We start from the raw sequence: 21,335 nt of genomic DNA on the forward strand, positions 1-21,335 counted from the left end.
CAGCGGCTAAAGCCGCGTTGATTTTGCAGCGTTAGCGGCACGGCTGAAGCCGTGCCCTTAAGCAAAACTGACTTTTTCAGCACCCTCTAAAGCCCCATTGCATTGAGGGACGTGATCGCGTGGCTGATGCCACGCCCCTTCCAAGCGAAGACTTAATCAGAGGCTCCCTAGAGCAGTTTCCGCATTCGTGTAGAGAAGCTGAAGACAAAATACGGGGGCCTCTCCACTCCGCCACGCGATAGAGCCGCGTGGCTCCGGTCGAGATGACGTGTGTTTTAGGTCTGCGCTTCCACGTAAAGCACAGAGAGCGCATTTTCCGGGAGAAACAGGCCGCTAAGGGAGGTCGCGGATGTCGGCGACTTCGATGAAGTAGGGGAAGGCGATCTCCTTGTTGTCTCCCATGGTGCCGTTGTCGCTGTAGAAGAACATCCCTGCGGGGACGCGGAAGACGTATTTGTGTCCTTTGGGGAAGAGGACTTTGGCAAAGCCGCCGCCGGAGTTTTCCGTGCAGCAGAAGACCATGGTTCCGAGGACTTCATAGGGTGTCTTTGCGCCTGCGCGTGGAGCGGCGACGATCAGCTCGGTAGCGAAGGCCGGGGAGATGCCGCCGCTGGCGCGGATGACGTCGGGTGGTTGTGAAGAGCCGTGGACGAAGTCCTGCGTGACGGTGGTTCTGCCCTGCTTCCAGCCGGACTTGTACTGGATGCTGAGTTGGTCGAAGGCGGCGAGCTTTTGCACGACGCCGTCTTTGTGGGTGCGATTAATCTCCTGACCGTCCTGGTTTACCTTGGGCAGCTCTGAATTGAGGTAGTAGATCATTGGTCTCTCCGAATCAGCTAAGGAATGGATGCACAACATCATACGGTATGGAAGGCCGGTGAGCAGAGGGGTATCGGGGAGTGTACCGGGGTTGTTTTCACATGCCTCGCGGAAGTGCGTCCTCTTAAACTTTGAGTGTGGCTGAGCAGAGAAAGACAATTCGTACCTGGCTGGGATGTGGGGTTTCGGCGGCGGTTTTGTGCTGCGGCTTGATGGTGGGGAGTGCGTCGGCTGCGACCAGAACGGTGGCGCGGCGGCAGGCAGAGACGACGCTGTGGCAGCGGGCAGTGGCCGGACGCGAGACGCTGGAGGCGATTCCTGACGGCAGTCGCACGCGGGCAGATTATACGCGGGCGATGGATGGATTTCGCGCCGTGTATCACACGGAGCCGGGAGACATGCACGCTCCTGACAGCGTGAACGCGGTGGCGGAGTTGCTGGCAGAGCAGGGTCGCGCGCTGCATGATGTGAAGTCGCTCGAGAACGCGGTGGGGCAGTATGAGTTTTTGAGGACGCAGTATCCGGGTAGCTCGCTGCGAGTGGCGGCGCTGCTGGCCGAGGCGCAGATTTATGAGAACGATCTGCACAACAAGGCCGCGGCTCGGGCAAAGTATGCGCTGTTTCTGAAGCAGTACCCAAGAAGCGAGATGGCCGAAGAGGCGCGGGCAGGGCTGGCGTCTTTGGAGGGCAGGGATCAGAAGGAAGCAGCTATCAGGGAACCGCGGACTAGCGGCGAGGCTGCTTCGGCTTCCGTGGCTTCTAACGGCAACGCGCAGGCGAGTTCGTTTGCTCCGATGCCTACGACTGGCGCCGCACGACGCGGGTTGAAGGTCATGCCTGTGGGCAAACCCACGTCGGAAGATCCGGACCCTTCGGCAAGCTCAGGACAGGCTATGGTGCACTCCGCGAGTTCTTCCGATGTGCGTCAGGGGACGGCGAATCCTCCGGAGGATGTGGACGAGGCGGATGATGCGACGCCTTCGGCGATGATGCCGATGCATGTTGCGAAGGTGAGCGGGCGGCGAGGGCGGCCGGCGATGGTGACGGGGATTCGGCACTGGTCGACGCCAAACTATACACGGGTGGCGATCGACCTGGGCGATGATGTGACATACGAAGCGGCGCGTGTGCCGCATCCGGACCGCATCTACTTCGATCTGCACGGGACGCGGCTGGCGCAGGGGCTGGCGGGCAAGAGCTTTACCGTGACGGATGATGGATTTCTGAAAAGGATTCGAGCGGCGCAGTTCTCCGACGACGTGACGCGCGTGGTGCTGGATGTGAACGGCGTCTCGGAGTACTCGGCGTTTCTGCTGCCGAATCCTTACCGGTTGATTATCGACATTCACGGCGGCAAGGGGCAGGGACCAGGGATCAGGGACCAGGGGCCACGGACGAATGTGGCATCGGCTGCATCGTCTGCCGTGCCGAATACGGTTGCGGAGAAGACGCCGAATTCGATGGATGTTGCGGATCTGAGTGTTCAACCGGGAAGGGTGGAGGCGACGACGCGGCCAACTTCGCAGCCGATCTCGGCGGTGGTCGAGGGCGCGGGAAATAAGGACCGGAGCGCAGAGGACGTTGCGGGCGTGAAGACGAAGGCTGTCCGTCGGGGGAGGCACGCGCAGGCTGAGGTTGCGGGCGTTCCGGCGCGGGCGGCCGCTCCGACGGCGGATGGAGAGACGTCGATGGTGCGTGCGCTGGGGCTGAAGATTGGGCGCATTGTGATTGACGCCGGGCATGGCGGGCACGATTCGGGCACGCTGGGCGTGGGCGGGATTGAAGAGAAGGACGTGGTGCTCGACGTGGCGCTGCGGCTGGGCAAGCTGCTGCACGACAGGCTGGGCGCGGAGATTATCTATACGCGGTCGGACGATACGTTTATTCCGCTGGAGACGCGGACGGCGATTGCGAACAAGGCGCAGGCGGATTTGTTTATCTCGATCCATGCGAACTCGTCGCCGGATGAGAGCGCACGCGGCGTGGAGGTGTATTACCTGAACTTCACGACGCAGCCGGATGCGCTCGAAGTGGCGGCGCGAGAGAACGCGGTGAGCGACCAGTCGATCCATCAGTTGAGCGACCTGGTGAAGAAGATTACGCTCAAGGACAAGATCGACGAGTCGCGCGAGTTTGCCGCCGATGTGCAGCAGAGCCTCTACGACGGCCTGCGCAAGGGCAATGCGGGGCTGAAGAATCGCGGGGTGAAGAAGGCTCCGTTTGTGGTGCTGATTGGCGCGAACATGCCGTCGATTCTGGCGGAGATCTCGTTTGTCACCAATCCGAAGGACGCGCACGAGCTGGAGGAGCCGGCGTACCGCGAGCGCGTGGCCGAGAGCCTGTACCGCGGCGTGGCCAAGTATGAGGCCGGGCTGAGCAGTGCGAGGTCGGCAACTCCTGTAGAGCGGGCGAGCGCGAACTAAGCACACAGCCGAATGAACTCAAGCACTTCGCGGGATGAATCCAATTTGCTGCGAGCGGTGTCTTATATACAGATAAGAGGCGAAGTGTGTGCCTCGCGCGGACGTTCGCGGCTGGTGTAAGCTCAAGCCATAACACGCACCGAGAGCTCATGGGTGTTCGATTGAAAATCCGGAGAGTCGCGCGGGTGCTGGCATGCCTGGCCGCGATGGTGTCTTCGGCATCGCTGCCTGGAGCGCAGGTGGCGACGCTGGTGGAACCCCCGGCGCCGCTCCTACCAACGCAGTTCGGCAAGTGGGTGAAGGCGGATTCGAGCACGCAGGCACAGGCAGGCGCGGATGCTCCGCTGCTGGCAGAGGATGGGTTGCAGCGCAGCGAGCGGGCGGTGTACCACTCGACTGCGAACCCGGCCGAGACGGTGACGGTAACGGCGTATCAGCTTGTGGATGCGACGGGCGCTCATGCGACATTTAGCTATTTTCTAAAGCCGGGGCCGGGGTATCGCGGGCCGAAGATTGGCGACGAGACGGGCGACGGCTATCTGTTTCGCAGCGGCGTGACGGTGGTGTCGGCGGAGTCGAAGCTGGGCACGGCGGCGACGGATGCGATGCTCCAGGACCTCTCGGTGCGGCTGCCGAAGATTGGCGGGTCGAAGGGACTGGCTCCGCTGCTGCCAACGTTTCTTCCAGTGAAGGGATTGAAGACAGAAACGGTGAAGTACGCGCTTGGGCCGGTGGGCTATCAGGCGATGGGCGGTGTGCTGCCTGCCGGGATCGTCGGGTTCGACAAGGCTGCTGAAGCAGTGCAGGCGAAATATGACGGCGAAGGGACACTGTCGCTGTTCATGTATCCGACGCCGCAGATTGCAGGCGACCACGGAAGGCTGATTGAAGCGGAGATGAACCGCGAGGGCCATGCAGTGGGAACGGTGCGGCTGAGGCGCGAAGGGCCGCTTCTGATGTTGACGACCGGGCCGTGGAGTCCTGCGGATGCGCAGAAGATGGTCGAGGGGATCCACCTGCATGAAGAAGTGAGCTGGAACAGGCCGCTGCCGCTCGAATTTCACAGCGAGGTGCAGAAGACCTACAGCCTGCTGGCCAGCATTGCGATCTTCTGCGGGCTGGGTGCGTTGGCGGCGATTGTGCTGGGACTGTTCTTCGGCGCCGGACGTGCGGCGATTCGGGTGATGCAGGGCAAGCCTGCGGCGACCGAGCCGGAGTTTTTGCGGATTGACCTGAGCGGAAGCTCGGCGAAGCTGCACGCAGAGCCGGGCGGTGAGCCTCGCGGGTGAGCCGCTGGACTGCACAGGGCGTGGTGCAGCGGGTGGGCTAAGCGGCTGATTTGATAGTCCTTTGAGAGAACACTGGCCTGGATAAAACGAACAAAAGGCGAACGCAGGAGTGCGTGTTGGCGAATGGGTAACGTCTGTAACTAATTACTAAATAATGACTTATATATGGCGAGATTTGGCCTTGACACCGGTTTTGGCCAAACATAGTATTTCGCCAGAAAGTTCTGATGGCTTTGCCTCCGTTGGAACTATTCTCCCTAATGAAGAGGCCACCCCGTTGCCGGGTGGCCTCTTCGTGTCTCAGGCTTAAGCTCCTCGGTCGGCCCTTGTGCTAGTTTGGCAAAAGGGCAGGGAGGTTGGACCAGATGAAGCTGGGAGCGTTTGCGGTTGTCTTGGTGGCGTGTGTTGCGGTGGGGCAGGACACGCGCGTGGTGAAGGAGCCGGTGATTCCCACGTCCTGCGTGCGGATCGAGGCACGGCTGGCGACGGTGAACAATGGAATGGGAATTGCCTCTGCGGATGAAGGCAGGCTGGATACGGCGCGGATTCAGGCGGCGCTGGACACCTGCGGACCGGGAAAGGCGGTCGAGTTGGCGGCCTCAGATGGGCATGATGCCTTTTTGACGGGGCCGCTGGAGATGCGCAGCGGAGTCACGCTGGTGGTGGACAAGGGCGTAACGTTGTTTGGGTCGCGCGATGCGCAACGGTATGAATGGAAAGGGGATGGCGTGACCCCGGGGTTGTGCGGCACGATTGCCGCCACGGTGCCCGCTGTGTTTCCTGCTCCGCAGAAGCCCGCGCCCCTGCGGGGAGGGTGCAGGCCGCTCATCAGCATTGTGAACGCGCACGATGTCGGCATTATGGGCGATGGCGTGATTGACGGACGTGGCTACGCGAAGATTCTGGGCAAGGACTATAGCTGGTGGGAGATGGCGCGGAAGGCCGAGCCGAAGAATGAACGGTACTTCACGCCGCGGATGATTGTGGCCAGCCATGCCGACGGGCTGGTGCTCTACCGGATTACGCTACACAACTCGACAAACTACCACGTAAGTGTGAATGGGACGAACGGGTTTACGGCGTGGGGCGTGCATCTGCTGACGCCGACGGTGCGCGGGATGGACGCAAGGAATACGGACGGGATCGATCCGGGGTCTTCGACGAACATCACGATTGCGCATAGCTGGATCGACAATGGCGATGACAATATCGCCATCAAGACGGGCGTGACGCACATGAGCGTGCTCGACAACCACTTTTACAGTGGGCATGGGATGTCGATTGGCAGCGAGACGTTTACTGGAGACAGCTACATATTGGTCGATGGACTGACGGAGGACCATACGACGAGCGGTATCCGCATCAAGAGCAACGTGACGCGCGGCGGGCTGGTGCACGATCTGGTGTACCAAAACATTTGCATGCGTGGTGTGAAGAACCCGATTGCGATCAGCCCGTATTACACGAATCAGACGACGGAGGGGTTTGTGGATCCGGGATACACGGGAACGAGGATTCCGGATTACAAGAAGATAGTGCTGAAGAATGTGACGAGCGAGACGCCGGGGGACGTACTGATCGCGGGGCTGAACGATGAGCACAGAACGGAGATTGCCCTTGACCGGGTGTTCATCCGGGGGATCAAGCCGGAGCAGGTACACCTGGCGTTCGCGGACATCATGGCGATTTCGCATGGCGACAACTCGGGGGCGAAGGGGACGAACATCGATCTGACGCATGGCCAGAGTGTGAAGGTGATTCAGGGAGGGTATCAGCACGTCCCGCACAAATCGTCGATCATGGATTATGGAGACGCATGCGCGGAAAAGTTTGTGCCGATGCAGTGAGACCTTCCGTACGCCCTGTAGATGGGATTTTGCGGGATGGAGATTGTTCGCTAGAATGGTGGAGGCAGGCCGATGTAGCTCAGTTGGTAGAGCAACTGATTCGTAATCAGTAGGTCAGCGGTTCAACTCCGCTCATCGGCTCCAAACCCTTTTTCGACAATAAGTGCAGCGTGGGGCCTTCGGCTCCCAGGACAGGTTTTCGCGTGGGTGCGCGATTGGCTGGCGATGGTTGCTGCTTGTCGATGGGGGTAAGACCTCGTCTTAGTGCATTTTCCTTATAGGGATAGCCCGACGCAGGCCGATGCGAAACGCAGATTCCCTTCGGGAATGACAACAAAAAAGACAGATGCAAAAACGAAACGTAGATTCCCTTGGGGAATGACAACAAGACGGTGGGACCGCCTTGGGGATGAGGACGCCGCCTTCGGTTGAGATGGCGTGCTTTTGCGGCTGGGAGGGTGGACGGGTTGATTCGATTAGTGAAATTTGTGTTTTATATATTTCTTGACACTTCAGATTGGACGCGGCTAGGATAGTCCGCCATAAGGGAGTAGTGCCGCCGTGTATTCCAAGACAGGCGGCGGTTTTCTCTTTTAGGGGCGAATGAGCGGGCAGCGGTCGACTGCGTATTTGAAGCGGTGGCCAGCATGACCGGCGATTAGACGGGCTGTGTTCGAGATGTACTTTTGGGGAGGTTCTATGTTTCGCAAGATGTTGGCGCTTGGGTTGTCTCTTGTGCTGCTGGGGGCCGCGGCGGCGAGTTATGGGCAGAATGCAACTGCGGAAGTTAATGGCACTGTGACCGACCCGCAGGGGGCGGTGGTTCCCGGTGCGGCGATTGTGCTGACCAATCAGGACACGCACATTGACGCGAAGACGACGAGCAACAGCGGGGGCGCGTTCGTCTTTATTAATGTGCAGCCGGGGAACTATGTGCTGCGGGTGTCTGCGAGCGGGTTTAAGACGACGAACCTGGCGCAGTTTCAGTTGTCGGTGAACCAGACGTTTCAAGAGAACGTGAAGCTACAGGTAGGCTCGACGGGCGAGACGGTGGAGGTGAACGCGAATGCGGCAGAGTTGCTACAGCGCTCGTCGTCGGAGCTGGGCACTGTGATTCAGGAAGACGTTGTGCAGGACATGCCGCTGAACGGGCGCAATTTTACCGAGCTGCTGACGCTGACACCGGGAGCGACGCCGATTTCGACGGCGCAGGGCTCGAGCGTTGGCACACAGGATGCGGGGATTTCGGCGATTCCGGACTCGACGTTTGCCAAGCCTGCGCTGCACGGACAGCAGAACCGCTCGACGTTGTACTACCTGGATGGCGTAACGAACACGGACCTGCGCGGGCCTGTGTATGGCGTGCTGCCGATGCTGGATGCGACCTCGCAGTTCAAGGTGCAGGCGCACAACGAGAAGGTGGAGTTTGGCGGAGTGGTGGGCGGCGTAGTGAACATGGTGTCGAAGTCGGGCACCAATACGATTCACGGCTCGGCATTCGAGTTTGTGCGGAACAATTTCTTCGATGCGCGTGATCCGTTCAAGGACGCCTTCCGTTCGGGGCCGGCGCCGTTTCATCAGAATCAGTTTGGCGCGACGATTGGTGGACCTATCATCAGGAACCGGACGTTCTTCTTCGGCAGCTATGAAGGATGGCGATACAGCCAGCCGACGCAGACGTTTACCTATGTGCCGACAGCCGCAGAGCTGGGCGGCGACTTCACGGACACGATCAACAGCACGTACCTGATCTACAACCCGTACTCGACAGTTGCAGCGGGCGGCGGGAAGTACAAGCGCACGCAGTTTACGTGCGACGCCTCGGGCAATCCGATTGTGCCGAACGCAAACGGCACGCAGACGGGCGGGACGCCTTGCATGAAGGTGCCCAAGCAGCTTTTTAACCCGCTGACCTCGCAGTTGCTTACCGCATTTGTTCGCGCTCCAAATTACAACGGCGGGGCCAATCAAGGCAGGAACTACGAGGAAGACCGCCCACGCACCGACAACGCGAACGAGTTTCAGGTGAAGGTCGATCACAGGCTTTCGTCGAAGGACAACATGTGGGTACGGTTTACCAACATGTATGTGCACGATCTTTCGCCCGTGACGGGAACGATTGAATTTGCTCCCTCGGACTATCACGCTTATGACTGGGGCGCGGGCTATGTGCGGGTGATTTCGCCGCACCTGATCTACGACGCGCAGGCGGGCATTCTGCTGAAGCCGTATGTCTTCAATAACAACACGGTGCCGGATGGCTATAAGGCGGTCGAAAAGCTGGGAGTGACTGATGCGGCGCAGTGGGGTGGGCTGTATATGCAACTGGCTTCGCCGTACTTTACCAACAGCATCGGCGTAGCTGGGAACGCGATCCGGAAGAACCCGACCTGGAGCGCCTCGACCAACCTGAGCATGCTCTTCGGCAAGCACAATGCGAAGATCGGGCTCCAGTTCACCAACGTGCAGAGGGTGCAGCAGAATACGACGCAGCAGTTCAGCTTCAGCGCGGCGCAGACGCAGAACCCGACTGTAGGCGCTTCGGGGAACATTCTGGCGTCGGTGCTGCTGGGGCTGCCGAGCAGCTTCGCGGGCAATCTGCCAAAGTACAGCGAGGTGGATTTTTCGCTGCACATGTGGTCGGGCTTCATTCAGGACGAGTGGAGAATATCGCCGAAGCTGACGCTGAACTACGGCGTGCGCTATGACTACCTGACGGTGCCGCAGGTGCTGGATGGGCGCATCAGCAGCTCGCTGGACCTGAAGAAGCAGCTTTACATCATCGGCGAAAAGTCGGTTCCTGATTGCGTGAATGTGCAGCAGAATCCGTGTATTCCGGGACCGCTGGGCTTTGCCGGCGTGCCGCACAACTCGAATATCGCCTTTGCCGGATTCAAGAAGTCGTTTCTGGCGCCGGCGGCCTCGCAGTTGGAGCCGCGCTTCGGCTTTGCGTATTCACTGAACGACAAGATGGTGCTGCGGGCAGGCTATGGGCTGTTCTTCGACGCACTGCCGGCGCGCAGCCAGTATGCGCAGAACCAGCTCGAGGCCGCGTACTGGCCGTGGGCAAATGGTTTCAATGGCAATGCGAACGCGATTGGCGCGCCGGTGACGAGCATCGACGACATCCAAGGCCACTTCCCGACGCCGGTGACGCCTTCGAGTCCGTGGGGCATTGGCGGGTATTATGACGATCCGCACTTCAAGCCGGCGTACTCGAACCAGTGGAATGTTGAGATCCAGCAGGAGTTCGGCAGGTATACGGCGATGTCGGTTGCGTATGTGGGGAGCTCGAACGGCAACAATGACTACACCGGATATGCGAACGCTGCGCCGTTTGCGTCACCGACGTCGGTGGCGCGTACGACAGTGGACACGTACCGGGCAATTCCGTGGATGATCTCGAGCCTGCATTGGGGTGCTTCAACGGGCCGCTCGAACTACAACGCGCTGGAGACGCGGCTGATGCGTCAGGCGACGCGCGACCTGCGGATGATTCTTGCATACACATGGGGCAAGTCGCTCGACAATTCGAGCGGCTACTTTGCGGCGGAGAACGGCATCGGGGGCGGCTCGGCGGTGCAGAACTACTGGGACCCACGCTCGAACCGCTCGGTCTCGTCGTATGACATTCCACACTTCGTTTCGCTCGCGACGCTGTACCAGTTGCCGCTGGGACACGGTAAGCAGTACCTGAACCACGGACCGCTGGCGTATCTGCTGGGCAACTGGCAATCGAATATGCTGTTGCAAGCACGTTCGGGCCAGCCGTTCAATCTGGGCGTGAACGGGGACGTGGCAAACATTTCAGGAAGCATGAACACGATCAGCGGCTATGCGCGACCCAACCTGATCGGAAAGCCGATCCCGAGCCACCAGTCCACGGGGGAGTGGTTCGACCCGGCGGCGTTTTCGCTTCCTTCGGGGAGCTTCGGCGACTTCTCGCGCAACGTAATGAGGGGTGGTCGCGTGTGGTTTGCCGATGTCTCGATGTTCAAGCTCATCCCCGTCGGCGAGCGATTCAAGATGCAGCTTCGGTTTGAGGGATTCAATGTGTTCAATGTGCAGAGCCTGGCGCCTCCGGGACAGGGCAATAAGAATGAGGTGCAGATTGGCGTGAAGGGTGCCGGAGCGATCTCGGCGGTAGCGATCAACCCGCGGCAGTTGCAGTTCGGACTTCGCGTGACGTACTAAGACTCGGTGCGTGGGGCAACGTTGGTGCCGTTGTCCCACGCGCTCAAGTTGTGGAACGAGTTGGCCGGTGTCGTCGGAAATTTGTGTCTGGGAGACCGCAACTTCGTTCGCAGTAGTGCGTCAGTGGAGATGTGCCGAACATGCGACTTTACCTCTGCCTGCCACTTCTCTGGTTGACGCTTTCCTCTGCCGCCTTCTCGCAGAACAACACGCCCGCTGTTCCGCAGATCCATGTCGAGAGCCAGTTGGTGGTGCTGGATGCGGTGGTGACAGACCGAGCGGGGAAGCCCGTTACCAACCTGACGAAGGACGATTTCACGGTCTATGAAAACGGTGTGCTGCAGGCGGTGCGCAACTTCAGCGCACCTGGGGAGCGGCCTGCGATTCCCGCCGCTCCTGCGAAGGACCGCAACGGCCACGACAACTGGGGTGTGTCGCCGTTGACGATGATCGTGGTTGACGAGATGGATACGCCGTTCGAGGAGCTGGCCTATGCGCGCGAATGCGTGCGGAAGTATCTGCGGGCACAGCCGGAAGAGCTGGCGGAGCCTGCGCTGCTGTTGTGGCTGAACGATGGCGGGTTGCATCCGTTGACGGGTTTTACACGCAAACGGGATGTGCTTCTGGGGGCGTTGACGAAGCAACCGCCGAGCCTGCCGGGCAAGCTGATGCGGGGCGCGGTGGCCGAGCAGGTTGCGGCGTCATTTGCCGCGCTGCAACAGGCGTCACTGTTCAGCCGGGGCGAGCCGGGGCCGAAGCAGATTATCTGGGTGGGGCGGAGCTTTCCCAGTATTGATCCGGTCAACCTGGACGATTACCAGCGCACCCTGCTGACAAAGGCCGTGCGGAGCACGGTGGACCGCCTGCTGGCTTCGCGGGTGACGCTGGACGTGATTGACCCGACCGTGACCGGCTCGGCCAGGGACGACGACGCGACGCAGGAGGTGGACATGCTTCAGCCAGCACCCGGCGACACGGTGAAGGACCCGTTTGCCAGCACCTTCAATATGAACCTGTTTGTCTCCGAGACGGGCGGGAAGTACTTTCGCGGGTTCAACGATCTAGACCGGCAGATTGGCGACAGCGAGCGGCGCGGTAACGCTTACTACACGCTGACGTATGTTCCTAATCCTCCGATTCAGGATGGGTCGTACCGGAAGATCGACATTCGGCTTCGGGAACCGGGCTTGATAGCGCAAGCGCGGAAGGGCTACTACGCGCCGGGTGGGGGCCCTGTTCTGAAGGCGAAGCTCGCCGATTCGCTTGCCAAGTCCGACCTGCGGTTTGACCTGTATGAAGCGAGCGTGACAGGGATGCAATATACCGGGCTCGGACTTCAAGTGAAGGGTTGCACGCGCGGTCCGAGCGGGCTGCGCGCCGATTGCACCGTCACGGTGGATACGGGATCGCTGACCTTTGCGCCTTCGGCCGATGGGATACGCACTACGCTGATTGGAGTGGTCTCGTCGCTCAATGCGAAAGGCAAGCTCGTTAATGACACGATGGAGAAGTTGACGATCGCCATACCGGAGAATGAGGCGAGCAAGGTCAACAGTGGATTCACGACGTTGAGGTTGCACACCATCGTACCGCCGGGAACGAAGACGCTCCGCGTGGTGGTGCGGGACGAGAGCGGGCGCATTGGGACTGCGGATGTGGAACCGTCGGTAGTTCCGGGTCTGGCGATTACGCGCGAGGAGCTTCAGCGGGCGCGGCGGAGGTAGGGTGGCCCGATGTCCAGCCGGGCCCCTTATCATATAGGTAGCTTTTCCTTACCTATATCAATGGGTTTTATGGATAGACAGTTTTTCAAAAATAAATTCAGTGGGCCGTAACTTTACTCCCTGCCGAGCTTCTAACCTGACAACAGACCGCTGGCGACCGGCGGACTGAATACCAGGAGGAAGTAGATGAAGAACTCACTCAAGGCAATGATGTTGAGCGCGGCGACGGCCGGGCTGCTTGGCGGCGGCGCTGTTACGCTGAACGCTGCTCCGCTGCACAGCACCTCGGTTTCGTCCAGCTCGTACCTGGGGCAGAGCACGTATGCCTCAAGCGCGAGCACCGACAAGCATTCTTGTAAAGGCAAGAATGATTGCGCGGGCAAGGGCGGCTGCAAGTCGAGCGACAACGGTTGCAAGGGCAAGAATAGCTGCAAGGGCAAAGGCGGCTGCGCAACGGACGGCTCGAAGATGCCGAAGAAGTAGAGGGCCCGCTGGATGGAGATTCCTGCGGAGACGCTCTGGCGCCTCTCCGCAGGAGAATCCGATGATGGCTCGATGAGGTCTGCGATGGAGAGGGACGATGCCGGCGAATCGCTTCAATGGGTTTACAAACTATGGCGTTGGCATTGGGCTCAGGGTGCCGCACTATAGCCACATTCTTGAAAAGAAGCCGGTGGTGGACTGGTTCGAGATTATCTCGGAGAACTATATGGTGGACGGGGGGCGTCCGCTGGCGGTGCTGGACAGCATACTTGAGCAATACAAAGTGGTGCAGCACGGGGTTTCGATGTACTTCGGATCCGCGGACAAGTTGAACCGCGAGCACCTGAAGCGGCTGAAGGCGCTGGTGCGCAGAACGGGGACGCCGTGGCTCTCGGACCACCTGTGCTGGGGTAGCGTGGATGGGCGCTATACGCATGACCTGCTGCCGATGCCGTATACGTTTGAAGCGGCGAAGGTGACTGCGGAGAAGATTCGCCAGGTGAGAGATTTTGTCGAAGTGCCTGTGGTGGTGGAGAACGTGAGCAGCTATGCGGAGTTTCACGTCTCAGAGATGACGGAGTGGGAGTTTTTGAATGAGGTGGTCGAGCGCGCGGATTGCGGGATTTTGCTGGATGTAAATAATATTTATGTTTCGTCGCAGAACCATAGCTTCGACCCGAAGGTATACGTTGAGGCAGTGCCCGCGGAGCGAGTGGCACAGATTCACATCGCCGGGCACTCGAAGTTCGAAAAATACATTCTGGATACGCATGACCATCCGGTGCTGGATCCGGTCTGGGATCTATACGGGAGGGCGATTGAGCGATGCGGGCCGACGGCGACGCTACTCGAGTGGGACGACAATATTCCTTCGTTCGATGAGGTCCACGCTGAGGCTTTGAAGGCGAATCGCTATTTGCAGGCTGCGACGGCGACTGCTGCATCGGAAGCGGAGTGTGCGCGATGAGCGGCGAGTTGGCGCAGTTGCAGCGCAGGATGGCCGCTGCCGTGATGCAGCCGCTGACGCGCGAGGAACAGATGCGGCGGCGCGACCGTGAGGGCCGCTCGAATGAGCACGAGGCGGCAGAGTTCATCAAGCCGAATGATCGGCTGTCGTCGTTTGAGCGGCTGGAGATTTATAACCGGCAGTATTGGTTCCGGCTGTTTGCGAGCTTCGAGGAGGACTTTCCCGGTGTGCAGGCGATTGTCGGGCGGAAGCGATTTGAGACGCTGATGCGGGCGTACCTGGAGGAGTGCCCTTCGACTTCGTTTTCGCTGCGCAATCTTGGCTCGCGGCTGGTTGCGTGGCTTGGAGGGAATCCTGCGTATGCGGGACCGCACGTGGAGACGGCCTGCGAGATGGCGGCGCTCGAATGGGCTCAGATCGAGGCGTTTGACGGGGCGGCGTGGACGCGGCTGACGCCGGAGATGTTGCTGGGCGTGGGCGAAGACTCGCGCATTGCGTTGCAACCGTACCTGCGACTGGTACGCGCGCACTATGCGGTGGATGATGCGCTGATTGCCGTACGCAGCGAGAACGGCAGTAGCAATAGTTCGAGCAACAACGCTTCTGTGGGGCATACGGCGCGGCGCATTCGAGCGATTCGGTCGCTGCCGCGCGAGGATGTGTTTCTGGCTGTGCATCGACATGAGGATTCGGTGTATTACAAACGGCTCGCACGCGAAGATTTTCAGATGCTTTCGGCATTGCAAGAGGGCAGTACTCTGGGTGAGGCGCTCGATGCAGGCTTTGAGGGCAGCGTGATTTCGGAACATGAGCGTCCGGCCTATGTGCAATCGGCTTTTGCACACTGGATGGATCTGGGGTGGTTTTGCGTGGAGCCTGCTGATGAAGAAGAGAGAGGGCGCGAGTAATGAGGATGCTGTACAGGCTCTACCTAAAGTGTGCCGATCTGGCGTCGCTGCTCAAGTCGCCGTTTTTGCTGGCGGTGCGGCTCTACTGGGGATGGCAGCTCGTCCAGAGCGGATGGGGCAAGCTGCACCATCTGGATCGGGTGACGGAGTTTTTCGCCAGCCTGAATCTTCCCGCGCCGGGTGTGACGGCGCACTTCGTCTCGGGACTGGAACTGGTGGGTGGAATCGCATTGATTCTTGGACTGGGAGCGCGGCTCTTTGGCCTCGTGCTGACGGTGAACATGCTGGTCGCCTACTGGACCGCCGACCGCGATGCGCTGACCGCGTTCTTTTCAGATCCTGGGAAGTTTTACAACGCCGATCCGTATACGTTTCTGTTTGCGGCGCTGATGGTGTTAATCTTTGGCGCGGGGCTGTTTTCCATGGACGCAGTGCTGGAGCGGGTCTACCGGAAGCGCGTTGAGGAGCCATGACCGAGGTCGCGGCAGTTCGTGATGAAGCTGCGATGATTGCTGCGATCCTTGCGGGCGATCAACGGCAGTTCCATGAACTGATTCGTCCCTTCGAGCGTGGCGTCTATCGCATGGCGCTTTCGATGCTGCGCAACGAGGCTGAGGCGGAAGAGGTGGCGCAGGAGGCGTTTCTGCGTGCGTTTCGCAACCTGTCGAAGTTTCGCGCGGACTCGAAGTTCAGCACGTGGTTGATCAGTATCACGCTGAACGAGGCGCGAAGCCGGTTGAGGCGGCAAAAGACGGTCAAGATAGAGTCGCTGGACGGAGCGGACGACGAGCAGGGTCACGTGACGCCTGCTCTGCTACGCGATTGGCGCGAGATTCCTTCCGAGGTGCTGGAACGCGGCGAGGTGCGGTCGATTCTGCGGCGCGCGATTGAAGAATTGCCTGAGATCTATCGCGAGGTTTTTGTGCTGCGCGATGAGGAAGAGATGAGCGTGCAGGAGGTTGCCGACATGCTGGAACTGAGCGTGAGCGCAGTGAAGGTGAGGTTGCACCGTGCGCGGCTGATGTTGCAGAAGAGGCTGGTGCCTGAGCTTAAGAGCATGAACCTGACGAAGAGGGGGTGGCTCGCATGGTTTTAGAGTGCAAACATGTGTGGGACCATATCTCCGGTTTTTTGGACGGGACACTGGAGCCTGAGGTGCTGGAGCAGGTGCGGAAGCATCTGGAGCACTGTGAGCTGTGCTCGGCAATTCTCGATTCGACGCGCAATATTCTGGTACTGACGGCGGATGATCGCGTGTTTGAGCTGCCGGTCAGCTTCAGCGAGCGGCTGCATGCGCGGCTGGATGCGGAGATGGGTCTTAGTGGCCGTGATGGATGATGTGGTGCGTGATGGCCTCGACAGCGACGAGCACGAGCGTTAGATAAGCAAGCACGTACTGGATGCGTTCGGACCTCAGTTGCTTTGCGGTCGCGGGTTCGATACGCCATTGCGAGGCAGGACGCGCGCGCAGAGAGCGCACTCTCCAGAGAACATACAGATTGACGATGGAACCGATGACGGCGATGGTCAGCATCGGGATGCGGATCGCATTCTGGTGCCAGCCTGTGGCCGGGCCGTTAAAGCCGACGGTTGCGGCGGCGAGCGCGCCGAGCCCGATAACGATGCGGACTCCGCTGATGGCCATGACGGCGGTGCAGGCACTTTGCAGCAGGATGAAGACGAGGCTGGTGAGGCTGACGAGCCATGTCTTGCCAGTGGACTTCCGTATGGCGGTCTCTTCCATGTGCTGATTTTAAAGGATGCGCGAAGACAGGATGTGCTGATGGCAATGGATTTGTGTGCGTTGTCGAAATTTTGAAAATTAAATTTATAAATAGAAAAATAATATTGACAAAACCTGATTTTGTTAATTATTGTCACGAATTGAATCGAGGGGCCTCTCGACCAACTCATGGAGACGCTTGGAAGAGGTTTATGTGGAAAACCTTTTCTCGTGTTTCCAGATAAGAGGATGTGAGGAGGGGGTGGCCCTGAGAGCAGTGATTGCCGGACGTGCCGTGTGCGATCGGGCACGTCCGACGGTGCCTGGAGGGGTGACGACGATGATCAGGAAGTTCGTATCTGCAAGTGCGCTGGTGGTGATGTTGTTCGGGATGGGCGTTTCGGCATACGCCCAGTTTTCGAGCGGTCTGCAGGGAGCGGTGGAGGACCCGAGCGGCGCGGTGATTCCGGGGGCGACGGTGGTCCTGACGAGCACGGCAACCGGAGTTTCGATGAAGACGGTGACGGGGCCTGCCGGAGAGTATCGCTTTGTGAGCATTGCGCCGGGCGCGTATGAGGTAACGGCCTCGGCGAGCGGGTTTGCGAGCCACAAGGTGGAGATTCGGTTGCAGACCGACCAGACGATGAATGTGCCGTTTACGCTGAGCGTCTCTGGCCAAACCCAGACGGTGGAGGTATCGGATCGGCCGCCGGTGCTGGATACGGCGGAGAGCCGCACGCAGTTGACGCTGGACACGGAGGCGCTGGATACGTTGCCAATGGCGGGCCGCAATATGTTGAGCCTGACGACGCTGGCGCCGGGAGTGACCGGATTGGGCGTGGCGGGTTCCGGTGGCAACGGGCAGTTGAACGACAACTATGCCGCAGAGACGCAGGTGACGGCAAGCGCGAACGGCCGCAGCAGCGTGGGGAATGCATTCATTGTGGATGGTCTGGACATTACGAGCAACATTACGCCGGGCGTTCTGAATCTGGTGCCGAATCCGGACACGATTCAGGAGGCCTCGGTGCAGGTGAATACGTTCAATGTGGACAATGGGCGGAGCAGCTCGATAGTCGAGGTGATGACGACGCGCTCCGGGACGGAACAGTATCACTTCATGGCGAGCGATTATTACACCGCGAACTGGTTGCACGCGAGGACGGAGTTTCAGCCAAAAGAGACGACCAAATTCGCCAAGTTCCACGCGAACAACATCTCGACGACGCTTGGCGGACCGGTGCCGCTTCTGCACAAGATGTACTTCTTTACCGGCTGGGAACCGCTGTTGCAGCTTGTGCCGGGCAGCTCACAGACAACGTATGAAGATCCGGCGTTTACGAAGTGGGCCCAGCAGAACTGGCCCAACTCGGTGGGCGTGAAGTTGCTGGCGCAGTATCCGGCGGTGAATGTTTCGACGACGGGGGTTGCCAAGAAGGGAAGGGATCTGTATCCGACGACGTGCGGCACGGCTTCGGCAGCGAATATTCCGTGCGATCTGCCGATTGTCGATACGGGTGTGTTCAATTCGGCGACTTATCGCAATGGGTTGCAATACAACATCCGGCTCGACAAATACTTCACAAAGGATCGTATCTATGCGAACTACTACCGGACCGGGCTGGACATCGGCGGGCCGTCGGTGCGTGTGGCGCATGGTACGCCACAGCACTATATTGTGCGCTCGATTCAAGGCAACGAGACTCATACGTTCAACGCCAATACGGTGAACGAGGCGGCGTTTGGTCTGCTGCGGATGGAAGGACTGCTGAATAAGACCGGGCCGTTTCGCGTGCCGATCATCTCGCTTAGCTCGGGATGGGGCACGCCGTTGGGCGTCGGCAAGGCGCACGAGGACTACGTGCAGCACCACTACGTGTGGCGCGATGCAGTGACGCACATCTATCGCAGTCACGATCTTTCTTTTGGATACCAAGGGTTCCACGGCGACAACCTGACGTTCTTCGGGCCGTGGTTCTCGCAACCGTCGTTTACGTTTCTGACCGTGGGCGATTTTCTACAGGACAATGTCTACACGGAGTCAGGGGTTTCCTACAACCTGCTTACGGGCAAGCCCGCGGGTCTGCTTGGCGGAAGTTTTCAATTCACGGGCAACATGACAGGCTTGTACGCGCAGGACACGTGGAAGATGAACAAGAGCCTGACGCTGACGTATGGTGTGCGCTGGGATGACTTCGGCAATCCCAGTCCGGAGAATGGTTCGGTAGAGGCGAACTTCTTCTACGGTACTGGGAGCACGATTGATGAGAAGGTGGCCAACGGCGTTGTGAAGCAGGTTCCTCATGCGTTCAATCAATCGATCAAGGCATGGAGCCCGCGCGTAGGCGCTGCATGGGACCCGACCGGGCAGGGCAAGTGGCTGGTGCGCGGCGGATTTGGCATGTATCACGACTGGGTGACGCTGGGGAATGTGCAGAATGAATTCGGCAATCCTCCGTCGCCGGTGACGGTGACATTTCAGACGAACACGAGCGGGCCGGCACCTGTGTACAGCGTTGGAACGAGTGATACCTATCCGTTCGGCTTTACGTATCCTACGATTCCAGCTACGGGTTTGAATCCGAGCGGTGGAATTACGGGGATCCAGTCGAATATTGCGGGCAACGATCCAAACCTGAAGGCGACGAACACGTTCAATTACACGGTGACGCTGGAGCGCGGCCTGGGGCGGAACCTTTCGGTTGCGGCGGGCTATTCTGGGTCGCACTCAAACAACCTGTTTACAGACTTTGCCGGTCATACGACCAACGCATACTACGGGGTGGACATCAATAACTTCCCGGGTAGTTTGATTGTCAATAAAGGAAAGTTTGTGAGGCTGAATCCGAACTTTGGTTCGATTCGTTACACGGTGAACGGACCTACTTCGACATACAACGCCTTTATCGCGGAGGTGAAGGGCCGCTTCCTCCAGCGTGGGTTTATCGATGCGTCGTATACGCGGTCGAGCTCGTATGACGATGCGGCGACGTATCCTACGGTGCAATCCAATACGCTGAACTATAAGCAGTACTGGGCGCACTCGAACTGGGACGTGCCGAACCGGCTGTCGATGGCGGTGTCGTATGAGCTGCCGCATGTGAATGCCGGCCCACGGTTTCTGCGCACGGTGATGAACGGCTGGAGGCCGAGCGCGACGACGATCCTGCAGAGCGGCACGCCGTTTACCGTGCTACAGACTGCCGCGTATTCCAAGGGTGGCGACTACAACGCGGACGGCATCAATAGTGACCTGCCGAATATTCCGAGTTATGGCTACAAGATCCCCACGAGCAGAAACGCGCAATTGGGGCGCGGCACCAGCGGTGTGTTCCTGGCCAAGGACTTCACGGCGCCAACGACGCTGCCGGGCGAGGGCAACGAGGTGATGAACGGTTATCGCAATCCGGGCTATGCGAACACGGACTTTGCGCTGCTGAAGAACACGCATATCTACGAACGGGCCACGCTACAACTGCGGCTTGAGGTTTACAACCTGTTCAATCGCGCGAGCCTGGGAGGCATTAGCTCCAGCCTGACGAGTTCCACGTTCGGTAGGGCCGGGAGTCAATACAACCCGCGCTTCCTACAGTTGGGCGCACGGTTTGAGTTTTGATCGTGGGAGAGACTGGTTTCTCTTATAGTGGTTGCGGGGGAATATAGCATGAAGACAAACCGCCGCAATTTTCTGGCTGCCGCGCTCTCGGGGAGTGCGGCAGCCGCGTTTCCGTTTGCATCCAGCGGACAGTTTTTGAATGCGCCGAGGCATGGATTGCCGGGAACGCTGGAGGAACGCTATGCGAAGCTGGATGCGATTCTGAAGGAGCCAGTCTTTAAACGTCACCTGTTTCCTGACCCAGTGATGATTGAGAGTGTTGAGCTGCTCTTGAACAGGAAGCAGTACACCTGCCGGGTGCGGTCAAAGGACGGCCACGAGGGTATCTCGGTTTCGAATGCCGCGCAGATGGAGGTGCTCTATCCTCTCTTCGTGAAACATATTGCCCCGTTTTTTGTGGGCAAGGATGCGCGCGATCTGGAGTGGTTGATTCCGGAGTCCACTGTTTATCACAACAACTACAAGGCGCAGGGGTTGGCCATCTGGGTGCCGATTGCGACGATTGAGTTTGCCATTCTCGACATGTTCGGCAAGATGGCGAAGCTGCCGATGGGGCTGCTGATCAGCGATAAGATCTACAACCATAGCATCTCGGTGTATCAGGCCAACGGCGAGCGCGGCATCTCGGCGGAAGAGACGGTTGAGCATTTGAAGCAGGAGGTGGCTGTCTCGAAGGCGAAGGCGATCAAGTTCAAGCTGGGCGGGCGCATGAGCCATGTTGAGACGCCGGTGGGTCGCAGCGAGAAGCTGATACCGCTGGTGCGCAAGACGTTCGGCGACGAGATGATTATCTCGGCTGACGCCAATGGTTCGTACAATGTTGCCGAAGCGATTCGCATTGGCAGACTGATGCAGGAGTATAAGTACGCCTTCTTTGAGGAGCCGGTGCCGTTCGATTGGTACGAGGAGACGAAGCAGGTTGCCGACGCACTGGAGATTCCGATCGCCGGTGGCGAGCAGGAGCCGAGCACGCATAACTTCCGCTGGCTGGTGGCCAACGGAGGCCTGTCGATTGTGCAGCAGGACATGTTCTACTTCGGCGGCATGGTGCGCTGTATGCAGGTGGCGCGGATGGCGAATGCGTTCGGCAAGCAGTGCATTCCTCACATCTCATCGACTGGGCTGGGCTATGTGTACATGATGCATTTCGTCACGGCGATTCCGAACTCGGGGCCGTACCACGAGTTCAAGGAGTTCAACGACGAGCTGCCGTATCATTGCGCGACTTCGACTTTGCGCAGCGACAGCGATGGGGTCATCAAAGTCCCGACAGGTCCGGGCTTCGGCGTGGAGATTGATCCGGATTTTCTGAAGCAGGCTGCGGTTGTTACTGCATGATGTG

General features: G+C 59.3%; 15 protein-coding genes and 1 tRNA gene. 14 read left to right on the forward strand and 2 right to left on the reverse strand.

Translation table 11 applies throughout. The features are described 5' to 3' along the window. Nucleotides 1–333 precede the first annotated feature (333 nt). Nucleotides 334–819, reverse strand: a complete 486-nt coding sequence (locus VFU66_RS00470) for a hypothetical protein (protein ID WP_326444259.1) — start codon at nt 817–819, stop codon at nt 334–336. 137 nt (nt 820–956) lie between these two features. On the opposite strand from VFU66_RS00470, the gene VFU66_RS00475 reads away from it, so the two are divergent. The 12 genes from VFU66_RS00475 to VFU66_RS00530 all read left to right on the forward strand — a co-directional run bounded on the left by VFU66_RS00475 (nt 957) and on the right by VFU66_RS00530 (nt 15,992). Next, nucleotides 957–3,242, forward strand: coding sequence for an N-acetylmuramoyl-L-alanine amidase (locus VFU66_RS00475; RefSeq protein WP_326444260.1), 2,286 nt, complete (start codon nt 957–959; stop codon nt 3,240–3,242). A gap of 161 nt (nt 3,243–3,403) precedes the next feature. Further along, nucleotides 3,404–4,531, forward strand: a complete 1,128-nt coding sequence (locus VFU66_RS00480; protein WP_326444261.1) for a DUF6599 family protein — start codon at nt 3,404–3,406, stop codon at nt 4,529–4,531. Nucleotides 4,532–4,896: 365 nt separating this feature from the next. Continuing rightward, nucleotides 4,897–6,378 (forward strand): glycoside hydrolase family 28 protein, encoded by a 1,482-nt coding sequence (locus VFU66_RS00485; RefSeq protein ID WP_326444262.1) that lies wholly within the window; start codon nt 4,897–4,899, stop codon nt 6,376–6,378. Between the two features lie 68 nt (nt 6,379–6,446). Further along, nucleotides 6,447–6,522, forward strand: a tRNA-Thr gene (locus tag VFU66_RS00490). A gap of 555 nt (nt 6,523–7,077) precedes the next feature. Continuing rightward, nucleotides 7,078–10,572 (forward strand): carboxypeptidase-like regulatory domain-containing protein, encoded by a 3,495-nt coding sequence (locus tag VFU66_RS00495; protein ID WP_326444263.1) that lies wholly within the window; start codon nt 7,078–7,080, stop codon nt 10,570–10,572. 140 nt (nt 10,573–10,712) lie between these two features. After that, nucleotides 10,713–12,296, forward strand: a complete 1,584-nt coding sequence (locus VFU66_RS00500) for a VWA domain-containing protein (RefSeq protein WP_326444264.1) — start codon at nt 10,713–10,715, stop codon at nt 12,294–12,296. Between the two features lie 186 nt (nt 12,297–12,482). Next, on the forward strand, nt 12,483–12,779 hold the full coding sequence (locus VFU66_RS00505) for a hypothetical protein (protein ID WP_326444265.1): 297 nt from the start codon (nt 12,483–12,485) through the stop codon (nt 12,777–12,779). Nucleotides 12,780–12,876: 97 nt separating this feature from the next. Next, nucleotides 12,877–13,746, forward strand: a complete 870-nt coding sequence (bufB, locus tag VFU66_RS00510; RefSeq protein WP_326444266.1) for an MNIO family bufferin maturase — start codon at nt 12,877–12,879, stop codon at nt 13,744–13,746. Further along, nucleotides 13,743–14,654 (forward strand): HvfC/BufC family peptide modification chaperone, encoded by a 912-nt coding sequence (locus VFU66_RS00515; RefSeq protein WP_326444267.1) that lies wholly within the window; start codon nt 13,743–13,745, stop codon nt 14,652–14,654. Before bufB ends, VFU66_RS00515 begins: the two co-directional genes overlap by 4 nt. Further along, nucleotides 14,654–15,127, forward strand: coding sequence for a DoxX family protein (locus tag VFU66_RS00520; RefSeq protein ID WP_326444268.1), 474 nt, complete (start codon nt 14,654–14,656; stop codon nt 15,125–15,127). The genes VFU66_RS00515 and VFU66_RS00520 overlap by 1 nt, the downstream gene beginning before the upstream one ends. After that, entirely contained in the window at nt 15,124–15,750 is a 627-nt protein-coding gene (locus VFU66_RS00525) for a sigma-70 family RNA polymerase sigma factor (RefSeq protein ID WP_326444269.1), read from the forward strand. Before VFU66_RS00520 ends, VFU66_RS00525 begins: the two co-directional genes overlap by 4 nt. Then, complete coding sequence (locus VFU66_RS00530) at nt 15,741–15,992, forward strand: anti-sigma factor family protein (RefSeq protein ID WP_326444270.1); 252 nt, start codon at nt 15,741–15,743, stop codon at nt 15,990–15,992. The genes VFU66_RS00525 and VFU66_RS00530 overlap by 10 nt, the downstream gene beginning before the upstream one ends. Here VFU66_RS00530 and VFU66_RS00535 read toward each other — a convergent pair. Further along, the gene (locus VFU66_RS00535; RefSeq protein ID WP_326444271.1) at nt 15,973–16,398 is read right to left on the reverse strand and encodes a hypothetical protein; all 426 of its coding nucleotides are present in this window, start codon (nt 16,396–16,398) and stop codon (nt 15,973–15,975) included. The two genes, VFU66_RS00530 and VFU66_RS00535, sit on opposite strands and share 20 nt — an antisense overlap. 241 nt (nt 16,399–16,639) lie before the next feature. On the opposite strand from VFU66_RS00535, the gene VFU66_RS00540 reads away from it, so the two are divergent. Both VFU66_RS00540 and VFU66_RS00545 read left to right on the forward strand, forming a co-directional pair. Next, nucleotides 16,640–19,993, forward strand: coding sequence for a TonB-dependent receptor (locus VFU66_RS00540; protein WP_326444272.1), 3,354 nt, complete (start codon nt 16,640–16,642; stop codon nt 19,991–19,993). A 48-nt stretch (nt 19,994–20,041) separates the two neighbouring features. After that, nucleotides 20,042–21,331, forward strand: coding sequence for a mandelate racemase/muconate lactonizing enzyme family protein (locus VFU66_RS00545; RefSeq protein ID WP_326444273.1), 1,290 nt, complete (start codon nt 20,042–20,044; stop codon nt 21,329–21,331). Nucleotides 21,332–21,335: the final 4 nt, after the last annotated feature.

Origin of the sequence: Edaphobacter sp. (assembly GCF_035763405.1) — a bacterium.
Classification (GTDB): domain Bacteria; phylum Acidobacteriota; class Terriglobia; order Terriglobales; family Acidobacteriaceae; genus Edaphobacter.